Annotated in this window: 21 protein-coding genes; 3 read left to right on the top strand and 18 right to left on the bottom strand. The window is 65.4% G+C overall.

Annotation, left to right across the window (positions count from 1 at the left end):
• The first annotated feature begins 38 nt into the window (after nucleotides 1-38).
• A complete protein-coding gene (locus LO55_RS14415) occupies nucleotides 39-1,040 on the top strand; it encodes an SDR family oxidoreductase (protein ID WP_071361979.1) in 1,002 nt (333 codons plus the stop codon).
• On the opposite strand, the gene LO55_RS14410 is transcribed toward LO55_RS14415, so the two are convergent.
• From LO55_RS14410 to LO55_RS14335, 16 genes are all read right to left on the bottom strand, one after another.
• Nucleotides 1,034-2,683 carry a choice-of-anchor I family protein gene (locus LO55_RS14410; RefSeq protein WP_083415330.1) on the bottom strand — a complete coding sequence of 550 codons (1,650 nt, stop codon included), beginning with the start codon at nucleotides 2,681-2,683 and terminating at the stop codon, nucleotides 1,034-1,036. The genes LO55_RS14415 and LO55_RS14410 overlap by 7 nt on opposite strands.
• Nucleotides 2,684-2,750: 67 nt before the next feature.
• Entirely contained in the window at nucleotides 2,751-3,257 is a 507-nt protein-coding gene (locus LO55_RS14405) for a hypothetical protein (protein WP_071361978.1), read from the bottom strand.
• Between the two features lie 12 nt (nucleotides 3,258-3,269).
• Complete coding sequence (locus LO55_RS14400) at nucleotides 3,270-3,956, bottom strand: RNA pseudouridine synthase (RefSeq protein WP_071361977.1); 687 nt, start codon at nucleotides 3,954-3,956, stop codon at nucleotides 3,270-3,272.
• Nucleotides 3,956-4,990, bottom strand: coding sequence for a low-specificity L-threonine aldolase (gene ltaE, locus LO55_RS14395; protein ID WP_040776425.1), 1,035 nt, complete (start codon nucleotides 4,988-4,990; stop codon nucleotides 3,956-3,958). Before ltaE ends, LO55_RS14400 begins: the two co-directional genes overlap by 1 nt.
• Before the next feature lie 4 nt (nucleotides 4,991-4,994).
• A complete protein-coding gene (locus LO55_RS14390; protein WP_071361976.1) occupies nucleotides 4,995-5,879 on the bottom strand; it encodes a class I SAM-dependent methyltransferase in 885 nt (294 codons plus the stop codon).
• A 7-nt stretch (nucleotides 5,880-5,886) separates the two neighbouring features.
• Nucleotides 5,887-6,228 carry an ISC system 2Fe-2S type ferredoxin gene (gene fdx, locus LO55_RS14385; RefSeq protein WP_005666331.1) on the bottom strand — a complete coding sequence of 114 codons (342 nt, stop codon included), beginning with the start codon at nucleotides 6,226-6,228 and terminating at the stop codon, nucleotides 5,887-5,889.
• A gap of 77 nt (nucleotides 6,229-6,305) precedes the next feature.
• Entirely contained in the window at nucleotides 6,306-8,195 is a 1,890-nt protein-coding gene (gene hscA, locus LO55_RS14380; protein WP_071361975.1) for a Fe-S protein assembly chaperone HscA, read from the bottom strand.
• 92 nt (nucleotides 8,196-8,287) lie between these two features.
• A complete protein-coding gene (hscB, locus tag LO55_RS14375) occupies nucleotides 8,288-8,803 on the bottom strand; it encodes a Fe-S protein assembly co-chaperone HscB (protein WP_071361974.1) in 516 nt (171 codons plus the stop codon).
• Nucleotides 8,804-8,834: 31 nt separating this feature from the next.
• On the bottom strand, nucleotides 8,835-9,158 hold the full coding sequence (gene iscA, locus LO55_RS14370; protein ID WP_005666326.1) for an iron-sulfur cluster assembly protein IscA: 324 nt from the start codon (nucleotides 9,156-9,158) through the stop codon (nucleotides 8,835-8,837).
• A 29-nt stretch (nucleotides 9,159-9,187) separates the two neighbouring features.
• On the bottom strand, nucleotides 9,188-9,580 hold the full coding sequence (iscU, locus tag LO55_RS14365) for a Fe-S cluster assembly scaffold IscU (protein ID WP_005666324.1): 393 nt from the start codon (nucleotides 9,578-9,580) through the stop codon (nucleotides 9,188-9,190).
• Between the two features lie 22 nt (nucleotides 9,581-9,602).
• Nucleotides 9,603-10,859, bottom strand: a complete 1,257-nt coding sequence (locus tag LO55_RS14360) for an IscS subfamily cysteine desulfurase (RefSeq protein ID WP_071361973.1) — start codon at nucleotides 10,857-10,859, stop codon at nucleotides 9,603-9,605.
• A gap of 19 nt (nucleotides 10,860-10,878) precedes the next feature.
• Nucleotides 10,879-11,355, bottom strand: coding sequence for a Fe-S cluster assembly transcriptional regulator IscR (iscR, locus tag LO55_RS14355; RefSeq protein WP_005666320.1), 477 nt, complete (start codon nucleotides 11,353-11,355; stop codon nucleotides 10,879-10,881).
• Between the two features lie 203 nt (nucleotides 11,356-11,558).
• Nucleotides 11,559-12,341 (bottom strand): uracil-DNA glycosylase family protein, encoded by a 783-nt coding sequence (locus LO55_RS14350; RefSeq protein WP_071361972.1) that lies wholly within the window; start codon nucleotides 12,339-12,341, stop codon nucleotides 11,559-11,561.
• Nucleotides 12,342-12,420: 79 nt separating this feature from the next.
• Nucleotides 12,421-13,170 (bottom strand): PEP-CTERM sorting domain-containing protein, encoded by a 750-nt coding sequence (locus LO55_RS14345; protein ID WP_083415329.1) that lies wholly within the window; start codon nucleotides 13,168-13,170, stop codon nucleotides 12,421-12,423.
• Nucleotides 13,171-13,608: 438 nt separating this feature from the next.
• Nucleotides 13,609-14,253 (bottom strand): maleylacetoacetate isomerase, encoded by a 645-nt coding sequence (gene maiA, locus LO55_RS14340; protein WP_071361970.1) that lies wholly within the window; start codon nucleotides 14,251-14,253, stop codon nucleotides 13,609-13,611.
• A 55-nt stretch (nucleotides 14,254-14,308) separates the two neighbouring features.
• Nucleotides 14,309-15,334, bottom strand: a complete 1,026-nt coding sequence (locus LO55_RS14335; protein WP_071361969.1) for a fumarylacetoacetate hydrolase family protein — start codon at nucleotides 15,332-15,334, stop codon at nucleotides 14,309-14,311.
• Nucleotides 15,335-15,426: 92 nt separating this feature from the next.
• Here LO55_RS14335 and LO55_RS14330 point away from each other — a divergent pair, with 92 nt between their 5' ends.
• Together LO55_RS14330 and LO55_RS14325 are read left to right on the top strand one after the other, a co-directional pair.
• On the top strand, nucleotides 15,427-16,326 hold the full coding sequence (locus LO55_RS14330; RefSeq protein ID WP_005666313.1) for a LysR family transcriptional regulator: 900 nt from the start codon (nucleotides 15,427-15,429) through the stop codon (nucleotides 16,324-16,326).
• A 52-nt stretch (nucleotides 16,327-16,378) separates the two neighbouring features.
• Complete coding sequence (locus tag LO55_RS14325; protein ID WP_071361968.1) at nucleotides 16,379-16,960, top strand: gamma-glutamylcyclotransferase; 582 nt, start codon at nucleotides 16,379-16,381, stop codon at nucleotides 16,958-16,960.
• On the opposite strand, the gene LO55_RS14320 is transcribed toward LO55_RS14325, so the two are convergent.
• On the bottom strand, nucleotides 16,941-17,528 hold the full coding sequence (locus LO55_RS14320) for an AAA family ATPase (RefSeq protein WP_071361967.1): 588 nt from the start codon (nucleotides 17,526-17,528) through the stop codon (nucleotides 16,941-16,943). The two genes, LO55_RS14325 and LO55_RS14320, sit on opposite strands and share 20 nt — an antisense overlap.
• Before the next feature lie 83 nt (nucleotides 17,529-17,611).
• Nucleotides 17,612-18,949, bottom strand: a complete 1,338-nt coding sequence (locus tag LO55_RS14315) for an MFS transporter (RefSeq protein WP_071361966.1) — start codon at nucleotides 18,947-18,949, stop codon at nucleotides 17,612-17,614.
• Nucleotides 18,950-19,037: the final 88 nt, after the last annotated feature.

Raw genomic sequence — 19,037 nt, 5'->3', positions numbered from 1 at the left:
GAATAATCGGCCTTTTCACTGTGAATGAAAGGTCAGCGATGAAGCGATCGAATCTCCGCGTGGTGATCATGGGCGCCTCGAGCGGCATCGGCGCCGCGACCGCTGTCGCCTTTGCCCGCGAGGGCGCCGACCTGGTGCTCGGCGCGCGCAGCAAGGAAGGCCTCGACGATGTCGCCCGCCGCTGCTTCCAGGCCGGCGGCCGGGCCGAAACGGTGGTGGTCGACGCGACCGACGCCAAGGCGGTGGACGCCTTCGCGCGCGAAGCGCGGTCCATCCTGGGACAGATCGACCTGTGGTTCAGCAATGTCGGCGCCGGCGTGGTCGGCAAGTACCACGACGTGCCGATGGCCGACCACCGCCAGGTGATCGAGACCAACCTGCTCACCCACATGAACGACGCGCACGCGGTGCTGCCGATCTTCCTGGAGCAGGACCACGGCATCTGGGTCAACATGATCTCGTCCGGCGGCTACGTCGCCGCGCCCTACGCCGCGGCCTACTCGGCCAGCAAGTTCGGCCTGCGCGGCTTTTCCGAAGCCCTGCGCGCGGAGCTCGGCAAACGGCGCCGCATCCACGTCTGCGACGTGTATCCCACGTTCGTCGACACGCCCGGCTTCAGCCACGCGGCCAACTACACGGGCGCCCACCTCTCCTATCCGCCGGGTGCGCTGGCGCCGGAAACGGTGGCCGATGCCGTGGTCAAGCTGGCCCGCAGCCCGCGCGACACGACCGCGGTCGGCGCGCCCGCCGCCGCCATGCAGGCCACCCGGCTGGCGCCGAACCTCGTCGCGGCCGGCATGAACCGCTTCATGGATGCGTGGGCAAAACGGGCCGAGCGCACGGGCGACACGCGCGGCGCGCTGTACGAACCGCCGCACGGCGCCAGTGGCGTGCATGCGGATGCAAGCCGACTCAATCAGCCACGACCTCAGCCAAAAGCGCAGCCAAGCCAGCCGGCCAACAAGGCGCTGGTGGCCGGCGCGGCGGTGGTCGCCGCCGCGATCGGCATGCAGTTGCTGAGAAAGCGCGCGGATCAGTAAGTCAGGTTGATCTGCATGACGGCGGTGGTGCCGCTGACTTCGTTACCGACGATCAGCAGCGGCTTGCCGTTCGGCGACTTGTACGCCGGGATCAGGGTCAGTCCTTCCGGACCCAGGTCGCCCTTGTCGCCGTCGCGCGTGTTGAGGTAGGTGACGAAGGAAGCCTGGGCCGGCTTGCTCACGTCATACACCATCACGCCGCCGACGCGCTCCAGGCCGATGAAGGCATAGTGCTTGCTGCCGAACTTGCCGACCACGGTGCCTTCCGGCTCCGGACCCTTCGAGGCGCTGCGGTCTTCCAGGTCGTCGTTGTCGTTGCTGGCGTTGAATTTGACGTTCGGCAGCGCCTTGGTGCGCTGCTCGAATTCGTCGCCCGAGTCGTAGACGCGCTTGATGTCGGTGTCCCAGATCGAGAACGAACGGCCGCCGAAGGTGTACAACTCGGTGCACTGGCCGGCAGCGTTCTTGCCCGTGATGCCGCCGTTCGGCGTGGTCGTGACGCGCAACCGGCCCAGGTTCGAATCGAAGATCCGGTTGGCAGCATCCGGGAAGACGGCGGGGTCCAGCCCTGCCGTGCAGTGCGCACGCACGCGGCTCTCTTCGTTGAAGCCCGGCCAGTCGGCGCGCGCGTCTCCCTCGTTGGCGGTGATCAGGTAATGCTTGCCGTCCACCGAATAGCTGGCGATGGCGTCCGGCAGGTACATGCCTTTCACCGGCTGCGGGCCGATCTTGATGGCCGGCGAACCGCTGTTGGTGTTGGCGCCGCCATCTTCGTCCGACGCATCCAGCCCGAAGCCGGCCACACTGTGGTCCTTGAAGCCGAGCGGCTTGACCGCCGTGACCTTGGCCGCCGCCACGTCGACGATGGCGATCGCATTGTTTTCCTGCAGGGTCACCCAGGCGGTGCGGCCGTCGTCGCTGACGGTGATGTATTCCGGCTCGAAGTCCTGGGCGGCGCTGGCGTTCGGCCCATAGATGCGGATGCCCTGCGCGCGCAGCGCGGCTTCCTGGCCGTTGAAGGCGCGGAAGTCGGCGGTCGCGCTAGAGGGCGTGCCGCCGCGGTTGACGGTGATGACGCTGACCGAGCCTTCCGGGTCCGTCGTGCCGGCCACGCCATAGCCGCTCGGCTCGCCCTCGTTCGCGACCAGCACCTTGCTGCCGTCGGGGGTGAAGGTCAGCATGTCGGGCAGCGCGCCGACCTTCACGCTGTTGATCAGTTTCAGGTCGGCCGCATTGTAGAAGGCGACGGTGCCCGGCTGGGTCTTGGGATCCGATTCGATCGCCAGCGCCACCAGGCCGTCGTGCACGGCGACGCTGTTGACCGCCTTGCCCATGCCCGCCACCGTGATGGTGCCGATCAGCTTCGGCGTGCCTGGCGCCGCCAGGTCGAGCACGTCGACCGTGCCGTTGGCGCCGTTGACGACGAACAGGCGACGGCTGCCCGCATCATAGGCCGTGATCTCGGCCGCGCCCACCGCCCCGCCGCTATAGCTGCCGATTTTCTCCAGCGCGAGCGTGGTCGGGGTCGGATCGTCGTCGTCGCCACCGCAGGCCGCGAGCGTGCAGGCCAGCGCGATCGCGCTCAGCATCGGGAGGAAACCCGGAAGGTAACGGGAAGGTGTGGCGGGACGGCGCAGGAACATGGTTGTCGATTTTCCAAAAGTAGAAAATCGACAGCATATGGACGCAAGATGACAGCCGTATGACTTCTCAAGCCCGTTCGACGGCGCGCTGCATCAGCTTGCGCGACCAGGGCAGCAGCTGGAACAGGACGCCGCAGGCCAGCGCCGGCAGGATGAACAGCTCGATCACCATATAGGCGCGGATGATCTTCCATGGATCCGGGTTGTTCGGATCCATCCCGCCCAGCAGGTCGCCGTAGGAATGGCGCGCGATGTACAGCGTGGCGGCGGTCATCGCCAGCCCGCACAGCAGCGCCGCGCCCGCCCCCAGCAACACGCGGCGCGGCGTGGTCTGCAGGCGCCGGCGCAGCGGTTCCAGCTTGACGGCCAGCGCCATCAGCATGCCGTGCGCCAGGCCGAGCGCGCCCGCGATCAGGGCGCCGAACAGCAGCGCCGCCAGGTAGAAGGACGGCATGAGCTCGATGCGGCCCTTGGTGAACAGGGTGGCCAGCGTAAATTCGATCACCGGGATCACGGGGCCGAGCAACAGGAAGAACAGGACGCTGGTCGCGACCAGGCGGAAGGAACTTGGCATGGCAGGAATGACTCAGAAGCGCTCGACGTCGCGCAGGTAACGCCAGCCGCCCGGCGGCAGGCTGCCCATGGAAATACGGCCGATGCGCAGGCGGCGCAGCGCGGTGACCTTCAGGCCGACGTCGCCGCACAGGCGCTCGATCTGGCCGCGCTGGATGTTCTTGCCCGCGATGCGCAGGCGGGCTTCGCTTTGCCAGCTGGCGCGGAACATGCGGCCCAGTTTATCGAGGCCGCCGTCGGCGATCTTTCCTTCGACTTCGGCCACGTACTCATACTCGTTGCGCGGCGCGTCCTCGACGAGTTTGCGCATCACGCGCCAGTCCTGGCTGAACACGACCAGGCCCGAGGCCATCGTTTCGAGCGGCGTCGCCAGCGCCAGCTTGAACAGGTGCCGGCGCAGGAACGGCTTGCCGAAACCATTGTCCAGCACTTGCGTGTCGGCGCCGATCGCGGCCAGCAGCGCGTCCTGTTCGACGCCGGCCGGCTTGTGCAGCAAGATGGTGACCGGCTCGGGCTCGACCGGGGTCGCGCCCGGCAGCAGGACGACGGTTTGCGCCGGCGTCACGCGGATGGCCGGGTCCTCAGCCAGCGCGCCATCGACGCTGACCCAGCCGCCGGCGATATAACGTTCTGCCTCGGCGCGCGAGCACCCCGCCACTTCGGCGACGCGCTTGGCCAGGCGAATACCTTCTTCACTCATCAGGCCCGCCAATCCGCGAAGAACGCCGTGAACACCTCGACCGTGCGCTTCACGTCGGCGTTCGAGATGTCGAGGTGGGTCACCAGGCGCATTTTCGGGCCGACCGTGGCGCGGATGCCGGCGCGCGCCAGCGCTTGGCGCAGCGGGGCGCAGGCGGCTGCCGGCACGTCCATCCAGAAGATGTTCGTCTGCGGCGTGCCGACCTTCAGCTGTTCGATCTTCGCCAAGCCCTGCGCCAGTTCCGCCGCGTTGTCATGGTCGTTGGCCAGCAGCGCGACGTTGTGCTCGAGCGCGTAGTGGGCCGCGGCGGCGATCACGCCTGCCTGGCGCATGCCGCCGCCCAGCATCTTGCGCCAGCGCTTGCCCTGCTCGATGAAGGACTTCGGTCCCAGCAGGACCGAGCCGACCGGCGCGCCCAGGCCCTTGGACAGGCAGACCGACACCGTATCGAAGCCTTTTACCGCATCGACCAGGCTGATGCCCTGCTTGACGGCGGCGTTGCAGATGCGCGCGCCGTCGAGGTGGGTCGCCAGGCCCTTGTCGTGGGCGAGCGTGGTCGCGGCGGCGACGTATTCCTGGCTCAGCACGCGGCCACCGATGGTGTTTTCCAGCGCCAGCAGACGGGTGCGCGCGAAGTGCATGTCGTCCGGCTTGATATAGGCCTCGATATCGGCCAGGGCGATCGAGCCGTCCGGCTGGTTCGCGATCGGCTGCGGCTGGATGCTGCCCAGCACCGCGGCGCCGCCGCCTTCGTACTTGTAGGTGTGCGCTTCCTGGCCGACCAGGTATTCGTCGCCGCGACCGCAATGGGTCATCAGGGCGATCAGGTTGGTCTGGGTGCCGCTCGGCGCGAACATGCCCGCTTCGAAGCCGAACAGCTCGGCCGCGTAGTCCTGCAGGCGGTTGACGGTCGGGTCGTCGCCGTAGACGTCGTCGCCGACCGGGGCGGCCACCATGGTGGCGCGCATCGCGGCGCTCGGCTGGGTCACGGTGTCGCTGCGCAGGTCGATCCAGCGCTGTTGATCTTGGCTCATCTTCTTATTCCGTAGTCTCGGCTTGCGGGGTATAAAAACGGCTCTTCATCTCGTCGAGGCCGACCTCTTGCAGCACTTCGTGCAGGCGTTCGCTGGGCCGGCGGCGCGGCAGGTTTTTATAGGTGGCGACGATCAGCTCGTTCTTCATCGAGTGTTCCCAGCCCACCAGTTCGGTGACCGTCACCTGGTAGCCATGGGCCTCGAGCTGCAGGCAGCGCAGCACATTGGTGATCTGGCTGCCGAATTCGCGGGTGTGGATCGGATGACGCCAGATCTCGGTCAGCGCGCTGCGCTTGATGTCCTTGCCCTTGTTCTTGCGCAGCACGGACGCGACTTCGGCCTGGCAGCACGGCACCAGCACCATGTGCTTCGCCTTCTTCTTGAGGGCGAAGTCGATGGCGTCGTCGGTGGCGGTATTGCAGGCGTGCAGCGCGGTGACGATGTCGATCGTCTCGGGCAGCTTGCTCGACGTGGTGGACTCGGCCACCGACAGCGGCAGGAACGACATGCCGCTGAATCCGAGGCGCGCGGCCAGTTCAAGCGATTTGCTGACCAGCTCTTCGCGGGTCTCGATGCCGTAGATGTGGCTGCCCTCGCCCTCGGCCTTGACGAACAGGTCGTACAGGATGAAGCCGAGATAGGACTTGCCGGCGCCGTGGTCGACCAGCGAGACGCTGCCTTTTTCGCTCTTGACGTCGCGCAGCAGCGGCTCGATGAAGTTGTACAGGTGGTAGACCTGCTTGAGCTTGCGGCGGCTGTCCTGGTTCAACTTGCCGTCGCGGGTCAGGATGTGCAGCTCCTTGAGCAGCTCGATCGATTGGCCGGGACGAACCTCCGGCGGCAGTTCCTGTGGTGCCGGGACTTTCCTGGTTTGCTCAAGACGCTTCATGGACGGCTCAGTGATTCTTTTCGGCGGCGTGGTTGATCGTGTATTTCGGGATCTCGACCACCAGGTCTTCTTCCGCGACGATCGCCTGGCACGACAGGCGCGAATTCGGCTCCAGGCCCCAGGCCTTGTCGAGCATGTCTTCTTCCTTCTCTTCCTGCTCGTTCAGCGATTCGAAGCCTTCGCGCACGATCACGTGGCAGGTGGTGCAGGCGCAGACGCGGTCGCAGGCGTGCTCGATCTCGATGTCGTTGTCGAGCAGGACGTCGCAGACCGACTTGCCGGCTGGGGCTTCGAGCACGGCGCCGTCCGGGCAGAACACCGGGTGTGGGAGGATGACGATTTGTGGCACTTGGGTTACCTCGGTTGATTGGATAATCCGATTATCCGTTGTTCTTGATATTGCGTACGCGAGCCGTCGGGGGAGGCTCAGACCTCGTCCAGCGACTTGCCCGCCAGCGCCTTGCGCACGCTCTTGTCCATGCGGCGGGCGGCGAATTCCTCGGTGCCCTTGGCCAGCGCCTGCACGGCGGCGTGCAGGGCGTCCTGGCGCTGGCCCGGCGCGGTCGACGCGTCGTTCGACGCCGTCACCGCATCGCGCACCGCCTGCAGCTGCTGGCCGATCGCGGCCTGCTCTTCCTGCGACAGCAACTCGACGTCGGCGTCGAGCGCCGATTGGGTGGCCAGCAGGATGCGCTCGGCCTCGACCTGTTCTTCGCGCAGCGCGCGCATCTGCATGTCGCTGGAGGCCGAGCTGTACGACTCCTGCAGCATGCGCGCCACGTCGTCGTCGCCCAGGCCATAGGATGGCTTGACCGTGATCGATGCTTCCACGCCCGAGCGCATCTCGCGCGCCGCCACCGACAGCAGGCCGTCGGCGTCGACCTGGTACGTGACGCGAATGCGCGCCGCGCCGGCCGCCATCGGCGGAATGCCGCGCAGCTCGAAGCGCGCCAGCGAACGGCAGTCGGACACCAGCTCGCGCTCGCCCTGCACCACGTGCACCGCCAGCGCGGTCTGGCCATCCTTGAAGGTCGTGAATTCCTGGGCGCGCGCCACGGGGATCGTCGAATTGCGCGGGATGATCTTCTCGACCAGGCCGCCCATCGTCTCGATGCCGAGCGACAGCGGGGTCACGTCCAGCAGCAGCCAGTCGTCCCCCTCGGCGCGGTTGCCGGCCAGCAGATTGGCCTGGATCGCGGCGCCCAGCGCCACCACGCGGTCCGGGTCGATATTGGCGTGCGGGATGGTCTGGAAGAATTCCGAGACCGCGCGGCGCACGTGCGGCATGCGCGTCGCGCCGCCGACCATCACGACGCCGTCGACGTCTTCGACGCTGACGTTCGCATCGCGCATCGCCTTGCGGATCGCGTTCATGGTCTTGCCGACCAGGTGCCTGGTGATCTCGGAGAACACCGCGGCGGTGACCGTGACCTGCACGATCTCGCCCGACTTCAGGATCGCCTCGACCGTCGTTTCCTCATTGGTCGACAGCAGCTCCTTGGCCTGGCGCGCCTTGACCATCAGGGTCGCGGTGTCGTGTTCCGACAGCGGCGCCAGCTTGGCCTGCTCGGTGATCCAGCAGAACAGACGGTGGTCGAAGTCGTCGCCGCCCAGGGCCGAGTCGCCGCCGGTCGACAGCACCTCGAACACGCCCTTCGAGAGCTTCAGGATCGAGATGTCGAAAGTGCCGCCGCCCAGGTCATACACGGCATACACCCCCTCCTTGCCATGGTCGAGGCCATAGGCGATGGCGGCGGCGGTCGGCTCGGACAGCAGGCGCAGCACGTTCAGGCCGGCCAGCTGGGCCGCGTCCTTGGTGGCCTGGCGCTGGGCGTCGTCGAAATAGGCCGGCACGGTGATCACGGCGCCGACCAGGTCGTCGCCCAGCGAATCCTCGGCGCGCTGGCGCAGCGTGGCCAGGATCTGGGCCGACACCTCGACCGGGCTTTTCACGCCGGCGACGGTGTTCAGCTGGACCATGCCTTCGCCTTCGACGAAGTCGTAGGGCAGGTTTTCGGCGTGGGCGATGTCTTTCAGGCCGCGGCCCATGAAGCGCTTGACCGAGACGATCGTGTTCTTCGGGTCGGTCGTCTGGTGCACGCGCGCCTTGTGGCCGATATTGGCGTGGCCGTTCGGCAGGTAGCGCACGATCGACGGCAGCAGCGAACGGCCTTCCTCGTCGCTCAGCACTTCGGGGCTGCCGCTACGGACGGTGGCGACGAGCGAGTTGGTGGTGCCCAGGTCGATGCCCACGGCCAGGCGGTGCTGGTGGGGGGCGGTGGACATGCCGGGTTCGGCGATTTGGAGGAGTGCCATAGTCGTGATACCAGTGTTATTTTTGTGTGCCCCGGATGATACGCGCGTTTGCGTTCATCCGTCGGCCAGACCGTCCCGCGTCGCGCGGGACGTTACGCCTCGATCGCTTCGAAGGCGTACTGCACTTCGTCGCCAAATTTGTCGAGGAACATCAGGGAACGCACGCCTTGCGCGGCGCCCGCGTAGTCGCCCGCATCGAGCTGGCGCTCGACCGCCGCCAGGATATTCTTGCGCTCGGCGCGCAGCTGCGCTTCCAGGCGGTCGAGGGCGACGGCATCCTTGGCCGCGCGCGCATCGTCGAGCTCTTCGCGCCATTCCATCTGCTGCATCAGGAAAGCCGGCGGCATGGCCGTATTCGACTCGGTCTGCAGGTCGACCCCGTTCAGCTCGCACAGGTACTGCGCGCGCTTCTGCGGGTTGCGCAGGGTCTGGTAGGCCTCGTTGGCACGGGTCGCCCACTGCATCGCGACGCGCTTTTCGGCGTCGGTCGCGTTGACGAAGCGGTCCGGGTGCACGCGGCCCTGGACTTCGCGGTAGGCGGCATCGAGGGCGTCCTGGTCGACCTCGAAACGGGCCGGGAGCTGGAACAGGTCGAAGTGATTCTGCATCGGCGTGGAAGATCGGCTTAGATACGGCGGCTTAGATACGGAAGCTTTCGCCGCAGCCGCAGTTGTCCTTGACGTTCGGGTTGTTGAAGCGGAAGCCTTCGTTGAGCCCTTCGCGGGCGAAATCGAGCTCGGTGCCGTCGATATAGGCCAGGCTTTTCGGGTCGACGAAGACCTTGACGCCGTGCGACTCGAACACCGCGTCTTCGGCGGCGCTCTCGTCGACGTACTCGAGCTTGTAGGCCAGGCCGGAGCAGCCGGTGGTGCGCACACCGAAGCGCAAGCCGATGCCCTTGCCCCGGCGTTCGAGGTAACGGTTGACGTGTTTCGCGGCTTTTTCGGTCAGGGTGATTGCCATGTGCTTCTCCAGCTCTGTTCTAAAAATGCTTACGCTGCTGCTTTCTCGTGCTTCGCCTTGTAGTCGGCGACGGCGGCCTTGATCGCGTCTTCGGCCAGGATCGAGCAGTGAATCTTGACCGGCGGCAGGGCCAGTTCTTCGGCGATCTGCGTGTTCTTGATCGCCAGCGCTTCGTCCAGGCTCTTGCCCTTCACCCATTCGGTGATGAGCGAGCTCGATGCGATGGCCGAACCGCAGCCATAGGTCTTGAACTTCGCGTCTTCGATCAGGCCCTGGTCGTTGACCTTGATCTGCAGTTTCATGACGTCGCCGCAGGCCGGCGCGCCGACCATGCCGGTGCCGACTGCATCGTCGCCCTTGTCGAAGGCGCCGACGTTGCGCGGGTTCTCGTAGTGGTCCAGTACTTTGTCCGAATATGCCATGGTGATGCTCCTTAATCTTGATTTAGTGGGCTGCCCATTGGATCGAATTGAGGTCGATCCCCTCTTTGAACATGTCCCACAGCGGCGACAGTTCGCGCAGTTTGCCGACCTTCGATTTCAGCAGGTCGACGGCGAAGTCGATCTCTTCCTCGGTCGTGAAACGGCCGATGGTGAAGCGGATCGAGCTGTGCGCCAGTTCGTCGCTGCGGCCCAGGGCGCGCAGCACGTACGATGGTTCCAGGCTGGCCGAGGTGCAGGCCGAACCGGACGACACGGCGATGTCCTTGACCGCCATGATCAGCGACTCGCCTTCGACATAGTTGAACGAGACGTTCAGGTTGTGCGGCACGCGGTGGTCCATGTCGCCGTTGATATAAACTTCTTCGATCTCGAGCAGGCCCTTGGCCAGGCGGTCGCGCAGCGCGCGGATACGCACCAGCTCACCTTCCATCTCTTCCTTCGCCAGGCGGAACGCTTCGCCCATGCCCACCAGCTGGTGGGTCGGCAGGGTGCCCGAGCGCAGGCCGCGCTCGTGGCCGCCGCCGTGCATCTGCGCTTCGAGGCGCACGCGCGGCTTGCGGCGCACGTACAGGGCGCCGACGCCTTTCGGGCCATACACCTTGTGCGCGGTGAAGGTCATCAGGTCGACCTTCGATTTCTCGAGGTCGATGACCACCTTGCCGACGGCTTGCGCGGCGTCGCAGTGGAAGATGATGCCCTTCGAGCGGCACAGCGCGGCCAGCTCTTCGATCGGCTGGACCACGCCGATCTCGTTATTGACCAGCATGACCGAGACCAGGATGGTGTCCGGACGCAGCGCGGCTTCCAGCTGCTCGACGGTGATCAGGCCGTTGTCTTGCGGTTCGAGGTAGGTGGCGTCGAAGCCGACGCGCTCGAGTTCGCGCACGGTGTCGAGCACCGACTTGTGCTCGGTCTTGACCGTGATGATGTGCTTGCCCTTGGTCTTGTAGAACTGGGCCGCGCCCTTGAGCGCCAGGTTGTTGCTCTCGGTCGCGCCCGAGGTCCAGATGATCTCGCGCGGGTCGGCGCCGACCATGTTCGCGACGTTCTGGCGCGCTTCTTCGACCGCGGCTTCGGCGCTCCAGCCATAGGCGTGGCTGCGCGAGGCCGGGTTGCCGAACTGCTCGCGCAGGAACGGGATCATGGCATCCGCGACGCGTGGATCGACCGGCGTGGTGGCCGAGTAATCCAGGTAGATCGGGAAATGGGGCGCAGTCGCGAAGCTCTGCTCGGTTTTCTTGTCCAAAGGCGCGTTCATCAATTCACTCCAGTAAGCTTCAGTTTGTTCCGACGGCGGCCGGGGCGCCGCGGTGCACATGCACGACGTTCTGTTCTTTATGGCGCTGCTGGTCGACCAGGTCTTGCAGCGACACCGAATCGAGGTAGTCGACCATTTTTTCGTTCAGCGTGGTCCACAGTTCGTGGGTCATGCAGCGGGCGCCATCGGTATGGGCGCCGTGGCAATTCTCTTTGCCACCGCACTGGGTCGCATCCAGCGGCTCGTCGACGGCGATGATGATGTCGGCCACCGTCACCTTGCCCGCCGGACGGGCCAGGCTGTAGCCGCCACCCGGGCCGCGGATCGATTCGACGATCTCGTGGCGGCGCAGCTTGCCGAACAGCTGCTCCAGGTAGGACAGCGAAATGGCCTGGCGCTGGCTGATGCCCGACAGCGTGACCGGACCATTGCCTTGACGCATGGCAAGATCGATCATCGCGGTAACAGCAAAACGGCCTTTGGTGGTCAGACGCATTACAACCCCGGTTAATGTTAAAATATTCCTCTTGCTCAACTCCCTCGCACCACTCTGCAACTTCTCTTGCGGGACCGGCTAAAAACCGGATTAGTTGAACGATTTAGTCAAGTATAGCAAATCGCGGACATCTTGTCTTGGCGGCCCCCAAAAACGGCGGCCGCCCCACTCCCCCTGTCGTTTGAACGCCGCCGCGGCGCCCGTTATCGCTTGCGCAACAGCTCCATGGGGCCGAACAGCTGCTGCATTCCCTGGTGACCGATGAAGCTCAGGTTGTAGGGATGCTCGGCCAGCGCCTGCGGGAAGGCGGCCGTCTCGGGCAGCTTTTTCAGTTGTTCGGCGATCTTGCCCCACAGGACCAGGGTCGGCGGTTGCGGCCGTTCGGCCAGCGCCGCCAGCACGGTTTGCAGGAATGGCAGCCAGGCGCGCGCATCGATCGCCGGGGCGACGTGCTTGCGGAACACCAGCGCCGCGTTCAGCAGCAGGAAGCCATGTCCATGCAAATTGTCCTGCAGCTCGGCCAGGGTCTGGATCGTACCGTCGCGTCCAGCCGCCTGCGCGATCGGCGCCAGCGCCGCACTGCCGGTCGCATCCGGCTGCAAGCGGCCGCTGGCCACCAGCAGCATCTTCATGAAGTTGCGCAGCGAGGTCGCGCGGTTGACCGGTTTCGACAAGCCGGTCTCGCACCACAACTCCCCCACTGCCCCGTCCATGAAACAGACGCCGGTCGCGCTCGCGGCGCGCGGATAAGGGCCTTCGCCGACCAGCACATGGCGGACACGGTCGAGCGGCTGGGCGAAGGCGGCGAACAGGCGGTGTTCGGTGGGCAGGTAGTCGTCGACCGCCAGGGCCGGCAGGTAGCCCGGGTTGGCGCGGGCGACGGCCGCGAGACCGGCTTCGAGAATGGGGCGCCAGGAGGCGTCGGCCAGGTCGAGGGCGTGCAGGATCGGGGCGGGGATGGGTGCAGGAGCGGCGGTCGAGGTCATGAGGTACCGGTGAAAGAGACGATGCAGAGACGAGGCCGGATTGTATCCCGCCCCGTCGATCCGCTCCGCCAGCCTGTGGTCAAGCCATCGGCGTGGGACGCGAGCGGCGGCGCGCCATCCAGCCCAGCATGCCGAGACCGCCGAACATCAGCGCGACGCTCGACGGCTCCGGCACCTCGGCCGCACCGGCGCTGACCGAAATATTGTCGATCGCGACGTCGAAATCGGTGAAGCCGTAGAACCAGCCGGGAACGAGGGTGCTGAATACCAGCTCGTCCACGCTCGACAGCACGTCGGCGAAGGTACGGCCGGGCGGCAGGCCCGGTCCCTGGGCGTCATCCGTCGTGCCGTATCCGCCCCAACCGGCCGGCAGGGCCGCCATGGTGGTGTCGGCGATCGTCACCGACAGATGCTGCCAGCCGAGGGTGGCGTCGATGACGCCCAGGTCGAACCAGACGCTGGAGTAAGGCATGCCCTCCGGCGTATTGTCGTAATCGCGCAATTCGACGACCAGGTTGCGCGAAACCTCCTGGCCGACGTAGCGAATCGAATTGGCGATGATGTCCAGGCCGATGGTCACGCTGCCCAGCTTTGAATAATCCCCCACGTAATTCTGATTGCGGTTGCTGAAACCGATGCCGAAGTTTTCCATCACGGTGTGCAGCGCGGGAGCGCCGTTGCCCAGGCTGGTGTCGATCCATGACCCGCCCACGCCATTGGCAGGCTGCGATCCTTCCCATCCCTGGGCGCCGTTGGAAAAGTCGACGAATGAGCTGGCCGGTGCGGCCTTGACGACGGTCGCGGCCAGAGAAAGCGCCAACACAAACATTAATTTATGCAAGGTCATGATCTTCCCTATCAATATAAAAGAAAAAGGCGAATATCCACCCCTTCCAGCCAGAACCGGAATTGATTTGCAGTGCGCCGAATTAAATGCAGGGGGAATGGATGAGTGATTCTAGAGCCGCCATATTTCTCGGTCTACGACATCTCGGCACTAAATTGTCATAATTATGTAGCAAATTTACTATTGGAAATTTAATTATTCCCCATAGAAATCATTGCTGTGATCTGGAATCGATTAATAAAGTTCGGGCGAATAAAGCGTCTTTGTTTAGTAAAATTAATTGGGCGTTTAGCGCGTTTATTAAATGAATTGGCGATCCCGAATAGGGACAATCCGGAATGTCATGAATATCTGGCGGGGAGAGATGCGGGGATGTGATGGGCGGCGCCGATACCGGGCAGCGTGGCTGCCCGGCGCGATTTACTCGGTATCCGGCTGGTGCGACGGATGCGCCGCCCTGAACGCCGGCAGCTCGATGCACAGCGAGTTGATGCGGTCGATGTTCGGATAGGCCGAGACGTCGATATTGAAGCGCTGCGCATTGAAGACCTGCGGCACCAGGTAGCAGTCGGCGATGGTCGGATGGTCGCCATGGCAGAACGGCCCGGCGCCCGGATCGCGCGCCAGATGCGCTTCGAGCGACTGGAAGCCTTCGATGATCCAGTGGCGGTACCACTCGGTCTTGGCCTGGTCCGACAGGCCCATGTGCTTGACCAGGTAGTTCAGCACGCGCAGGTTGTTGATCGGATGGATGTCGCAGCCGATGATCTGGGCCAGCTCGCGCACCCGGCCGCGGCCCGGCGCGTCCTTCGGCAGCAGCGGCGGCTCGGGATGGATCTCTTCGAGGTATTCGATGATCGCCATCGACTGGGTGAGCGTGATGCGGTCGTCCTGGAACGACGGCACCAGCCCGCTCGGGTTGATCTTGCGGTAGTCGTCCTGCAGGTGCTGGCCGCCGTCCTTCAGCAGGTGCACCGGCACCGCGTCGTAGGCCAAGCCCTTCAGGTTGAGCGCAATACGCACCCGGTATGCGGCCGAGCTGCGAAAATAGGTGTAGAGCTTCATCGCTGCCTCACTTGCTGTCTCACTTGCTGTCTCATTTGCTGTCTCACTTGCTGCCTCATTTGCGCTTTTCCTGATAACGCATCACTTCCTGGTCGATCGCCCCGAAGATGCTGGCGCCATCGCCATCCAGCATCTCGATGCGCACCGTGTCGCCGAATCTTAGGTACGGCGTTTTCGGCTTGCCCTCTTCGATGGTCTCGTACATGCGCACCTCGGCCAGGCAGCAGTAGCCGACGCCGCCGTTCTCGACGCTCGAACCGTGCAGGCTGCCCTGCTTGTTCGACACCGTGCCCGAACCGATGATGCTGCCGGCGCACAGCTCGCGCGTTGCCGCAGCGTGCGCGACCAGCTGGGCGAAGCTGAAGGTCATGTCTTCGCCGGCGTTCGGACGGCCGAAGGCGGCGCCGTTGAGCGTCACCATCAGCGGCAGGTGCAGCTTGCTGCCCTGCCAGGCGTCGCCCAGCTCGTCCGGCGTGACCGCGACCGGCGAGAAGGCGCTGGCCGGCTTGGACTGGTAGAAGCCGAAGCCCTTGGCCAGTTCGTTCGGGATCAGGTTGCGCAGCGAGACGTCGTTGACCAGCATGACCAGGCGGATCGCGCTCGCGGCCCGCTCCACGCTGGCGCCCATCGGCACGTCGCCCGTGACCACCGCCACCTCGGCCTCGAGGTCGATGCCCCAATCCTCGGACAGGGCCGCGATCGGGTCGCACGGCCCGACGAAGGAATCGCCGCCGCCCTGGTACATCAGCGGATCGGTATAGAACGAGGCCGGCACCTCGGCATTGCGCGCCTTGCGCACCAGCTCGACGTGGTTGATGTAGGCCGAGCCGTCGGCCCACTGGTAGGCGCGCGGCAGCGGCGAGTGGCATTCCTGCTCGATGAAGGACTCGGCGCCGTCGGCATTGCCGTCGTTGAGCTGCTCGTAGACTTGCTGCAGGCGCGGCGCGACCGCGTCCCAGTCGTCCAGCGCGGCCTGCATGGTGCGCGCGATGTCGGGCACGGCTTGATACGTGACCAGGTCGCGGCTGACGACGACCAGGGCGCCGTCGCGGGCGCCGGATTTGAGGGTGGCGAGTTTCATGGGCGTTTCCTTATTGCTGAGTAGCCACCATTACAAATCAAAAGCCACTATCATACAAACAGTATTTTCAACCCGATTTATCAGGTTTTCTTATGAATCCCACCCTGCGCCAGATGCGCGCCTTCGTCGCCCTGGCCAAGACCGGCAATTTCACCCTTGCGGCGCAGGCGATCCACGTGACGCAGTCGGCGCTGTCCGGGCTGATCAAGGAGCTCGAACAGACCCTCGGGGCGCGCGTGGTCGACCGCAGCACGCGCCGTATCGTCCTGACCGACATCGGGCGCGAACTGTTCCCCTTATTTAGCCAGATGATCGATGACCTGGACGGTGCGCTGGCTAACGTGGCCGATCACACGCGACTCAAGAAGGGACTGGTGCGCGTCGCGGCGCCGCAACTGATGTCGTGCACCTTGTTGCCGCAGGCGATCGCGGCCTACCGCGCCGAGCATCCCGCGATCGAGGTGCGCCTGAGCGATACCGAGGTGGAGGGCGTGATCGCGCGCGTATTGTCGGGCGAGGCGGACGTCGGCATCGGCCCCGAGCGGGTGCCGGCGCCGCCGCTGGAGGCGCGCGAACTGTTCGAGATGCCGTTCGCGCTGGTGTTTCCGGAGAATCACCCGCTGGCCGCGCTGCCGCGCCTGACCTGGCAGGACGTGGCGCACCACCCCTTCATTTCGCTGCAGGGCCAGTTCACCGAGCGGCTGCTCGATGACATGCATACCTCGCTGCGCGAGACGCCCATCAAGCCGGCGCACGAGGTGACCTTCATGACCACGGCGCTGGCGATGGTGAGCGCCGGGCTCGGGGTGACGGTCTGCCTGCCGTATGCCGAGCCGCTGGTGAAGCTGCATGGCCTGGTGCTGCGGCCACTGGACGAACCGGTGCTGACGCGGCGTTTCTTCATCTACACCCGCCCCGGCCGCTCGCTGTCGCCGGCGGCCGAGAGTTATATCAATTTCCTGTTTGGATATGTAAAACGGTCGCAACGCTGACGGCGCCCGCCGCGCTACAATGAACGGCATCTGTCTTTGCCCTGCCCTCACGATGTCCCACAATACAATCGCGATCAACCAGCGCATGAACAAGTTCGACGGCCACAAGAGCGTGTGGCTGTTCGGTTACGGTTCGCTGATCTTCAAGGCCGATTTTCCCTATCTCGACCGGCGCCCGGCCCATATCGGCGGCTGGTCGCGGCGTTTCTGGCAAGGCTCGCACGACCATCGCGGCACCGAGACGGCGCCGGGGCGCGTCGTCACCCTGGTGCCCGACGCCGGCGCGCTATGCCACGGCATGGCCTATCTGGTGACGCCGGAAGAATTCGCGCACCTGGATCACCGCGAAAAGAACGGCTACCTGCGCCTGGCGACCGAGATGCATTTCGACGACGGCAGCAGCGACGAAGGAATCGTGTACATCGCCACGCACGAGAACGAGGCTTATCTCGGTCCGGCCGACGAAATCGACATCGCACGCCAGATCGCCACGGCGCGCGGACCGAGCGGGCCGAACAGCGAATACCTGCTCGGCCTGGCGCAGGCATTGCGCGAACTCGGCAAGCCCGACCCGCACGTGTTCGCGCTCGAGCAGCACCTTGCCGATCTCAAGCTTACGCAGCTGCGCGCTTGAGCTGCCGCTCCTGTTCGATCCGGGACAGGACTTCCGTCACCTTCGCGGCGCGCGCTTGAAGCGCGCCCGTCAACACCGTGTATGCAATGCCGCGGCGGTCGAGGTCTTCCAGCACCAGCGCCTGGATGTGCGTGCGCCAGGCGGCGTTCTCGCGCACGCCGGGCTCTTCTTCATACGGGATGTCGTCGGCGCAGACGAAATGGTGCAGGTAGCGGGTGCGGCACTCGTCGGCGTAGCGCAGCAGCGCGGGGGGCGCCGGTTCGGTGACCTGGCCGAAGCACAGGCCGAGCAGCAGCGTGGTGAGCGCATTGGTGTCGACGAACACATGGGGGCCGTTTTCGAGCGCGACGGCGGCATCCTCGGCAGCGCGGTGGCGCTCCGCGATCTCGACGTAGTCGTCGGCCGTGAGCCGGCCCTGCTTTTCTTCCCAGATGAAGCGGCCGATCTCGGGCACGAAGCCGGCCCGGCAGCGCTCGGCCAGATGCCGGGCCAGGGTCGACTTGCCGGTCGACTCCGCGCCCACGAACACGACCATCCCGGCATCGCGCCGCCCGCCCTGCTGTTCCATATCCGCATCCAGTGAGAATCAGCCCGCTATCGTAGCCGAGCCGATCCAAACTCTCAACAGCCATGCAGGGCCGGCGGGCCGGCTCAGTCGAGCGCCCGGTTGCGCGACTCCTGGTCGACGCACATGATGGCGATCGCGCCGACGACCAGGAAGGCCGACAGCATGACCAGGGACAGCGTGAACTGGGTCGCCATCACGGGAGCGATGATCATCGGCGCGAACAGGCCGCCGAAGCGCGCGATCGCGCCGGCCATGCCCATGCCGCTGGCGCGCAGGTCGGTCGGATACACCTCGGGCGTGAAGGCATACAGCGCGCCCCAGGTGCCCAGCAGCGCAAAGCTCATCAGGAGGGTCGAACCCACCACCACCGCGGTCGAGGTTCCCAGGCTGTACAGCAGGCAGCCGCAGGCGCTGAGCAGCAGGAAGCCCACCAGGGTCGGCTTGCGTCCCCAGCGCTCCACGCCATAGGCCGACAGGGCGAAACCGGGCAACTGGACCACGGCCAGCAGGATCAGGAACTCTTGTCCGCGCATGAAGCCGAAGCCCTCCGCGCTCAGCTTCACCGGCAGGTAGACGAACACGCCGTAATAGGCCACCGAGATCAGGGCCCAGGCCACCATCAGCGCCAGGCTGCGCCGGCGCAGGCCGCCCGAGAACAGCGCCGAGAGCGATTTGCGCGGCGTCGTTTCAGGTTGCAGTTTCGGGATCTCGACGTTGCGGCCATTGACCTTCGCCACCCGCGCCAGGATCACGCGCGCCTGCTCCGACTTGCCGTTGCGGTTGAGGTACATGGGCGACTCGGGCACGTAGAAGCGCAGGACCACGCCGATCAGGGCCGGCAGGCCGGTGACGAAGAAGATCACGCGCCAGGCGTCGTCGCCCCACTGCACCGCGTACAGGGCCAGGATCGCCAGGAAGATGGTGCCGAAGGCCCAGAACGATTCCAGCAGCACCAGCCAGCGGCCGCGCCGGTCGCTCGGCAGGAACTCGGCCATCATCGTGTAGTCGACCGGCAGGGTCGCGCCCACGCCGATGCCGGTCAGGAAACGCAGCACCAGCAGCCAGGTGAAATCCGGCGCGAACGCCGACGCCACCCCGAAGCAGGCGTCGATCACGACCGCCATCATCAAGACCGGACGGCGGCCGATGCGATCGGCCAGGCGGCCGAACACGAAGGCGCCGATCAGCATGCCGACGAAGAAGAAGGTGCCGGTCTGCAGCGCCTGCGGCATGGTGATGCCGAAGGTCTTGGCGATCGACGGCGCGCTGAAGCCGATCGACAGCACCTGCATCGCGTCCGCCAGCCAGACCAGGCCGAAGATCACGAACAGGCGATACTGGAACTTGCCCACGCCTGCGGTCTGCAGGCCTTTCTCTACCGACGCCGGCGCGACGCCGGGAGTGCCCGATGGCGGCGCCATGCCTGCGCCATCTGCCGTGACTGAAGTAACCATGGTAATCGTCCTCACATTTTCGTCATTGTTTTATCGTCTCAACGCGCTCTGGACA

The sequence above is a fragment of the Massilia timonae genome (assembly GCF_001866515.1).
GTDB lineage: Bacteria > Pseudomonadota > Gammaproteobacteria > Burkholderiales > Burkholderiaceae_D > Telluria > Telluria timonae.
This window is presented reverse-complemented; position numbering and strand designations above follow the sequence as displayed.

Coding starts and splice junctions, on each gene's coding strand:
- LO55_RS14415 (WP_071361979.1), top strand. CDS start 39: ATGAAGCGATCGAATCTCCGCGTGGTGATCATGGGCGCCTCGAGCGGC.
- LO55_RS14410 (WP_083415330.1), bottom strand. CDS start 2,683: ATGTTCCTGCGCCGTCCCGCCACACCTTCCCGTTACCTTCCGGGTTTC.
- LO55_RS14405 (WP_071361978.1), bottom strand. CDS start 3,257: ATGCCAAGTTCCTTCCGCCTGGTCGCGACCAGCGTCCTGTTCTTCCTG.
- LO55_RS14400 (WP_071361977.1), bottom strand. CDS start 3,956: ATGAGTGAAGAAGGTATTCGCCTGGCCAAGCGCGTCGCCGAAGTGGCG.
- ltaE (WP_040776425.1), bottom strand. CDS start 4,990: ATGAGCCAAGATCAACAGCGCTGGATCGACCTGCGCAGCGACACCGTG.
- LO55_RS14390 (WP_071361976.1), bottom strand. CDS start 5,879: ATGAAGCGTCTTGAGCAAACCAGGAAAGTCCCGGCACCACAGGAACTG.
- hscA (WP_071361975.1), bottom strand. CDS start 8,195: ATGGCACTCCTCCAAATCGCCGAACCCGGCATGTCCACCGCCCCCCAC.
- hscB (WP_071361974.1), bottom strand. CDS start 8,803: ATGCAGAATCACTTCGACCTGTTCCAGCTCCCGGCCCGTTTCGAGGTC.
- iscA (WP_005666326.1), bottom strand. CDS start 9,158: ATGGCAATCACCCTGACCGAAAAAGCCGCGAAACACGTCAACCGTTAC.
- iscU (WP_005666324.1), bottom strand. CDS start 9,580: ATGGCATATTCGGACAAAGTACTGGACCACTACGAGAACCCGCGCAAC.
- LO55_RS14360 (WP_071361973.1), bottom strand. CDS start 10,859: ATGAACGCGCCTTTGGACAAGAAAACCGAGCAGAGCTTCGCGACTGCG.
- iscR (WP_005666320.1), bottom strand. CDS start 11,355: ATGCGTCTGACCACCAAAGGCCGTTTTGCTGTTACCGCGATGATCGAT.
- LO55_RS14350 (WP_071361972.1), bottom strand. CDS start 12,341: ATGACCTCGACCGCCGCTCCTGCACCCATCCCCGCCCCGATCCTGCAC.
- LO55_RS14345 (WP_083415329.1), bottom strand. CDS start 13,170: ATGTTTGTGTTGGCGCTTTCTCTGGCCGCGACCGTCGTCAAGGCCGCA.
- maiA (WP_071361970.1), bottom strand. CDS start 14,253: ATGAAGCTCTACACCTATTTTCGCAGCTCGGCCGCATACCGGGTGCGT.
- LO55_RS14335 (WP_071361969.1), bottom strand. CDS start 15,334: ATGAAACTCGCCACCCTCAAATCCGGCGCCCGCGACGGCGCCCTGGTC.
- LO55_RS14330 (WP_005666313.1), top strand. CDS start 15,427: ATGAATCCCACCCTGCGCCAGATGCGCGCCTTCGTCGCCCTGGCCAAG.
- LO55_RS14325 (WP_071361968.1), top strand. CDS start 16,379: ATGTCCCACAATACAATCGCGATCAACCAGCGCATGAACAAGTTCGAC.
- LO55_RS14320 (WP_071361967.1), bottom strand. CDS start 17,528: ATGGAACAGCAGGGCGGGCGGCGCGATGCCGGGATGGTCGTGTTCGTG.
- LO55_RS14315 (WP_071361966.1), bottom strand. CDS start 18,949: ATGGCGCCGCCATCGGGCACTCCCGGCGTCGCGCCGGCGTCGGTAGAG.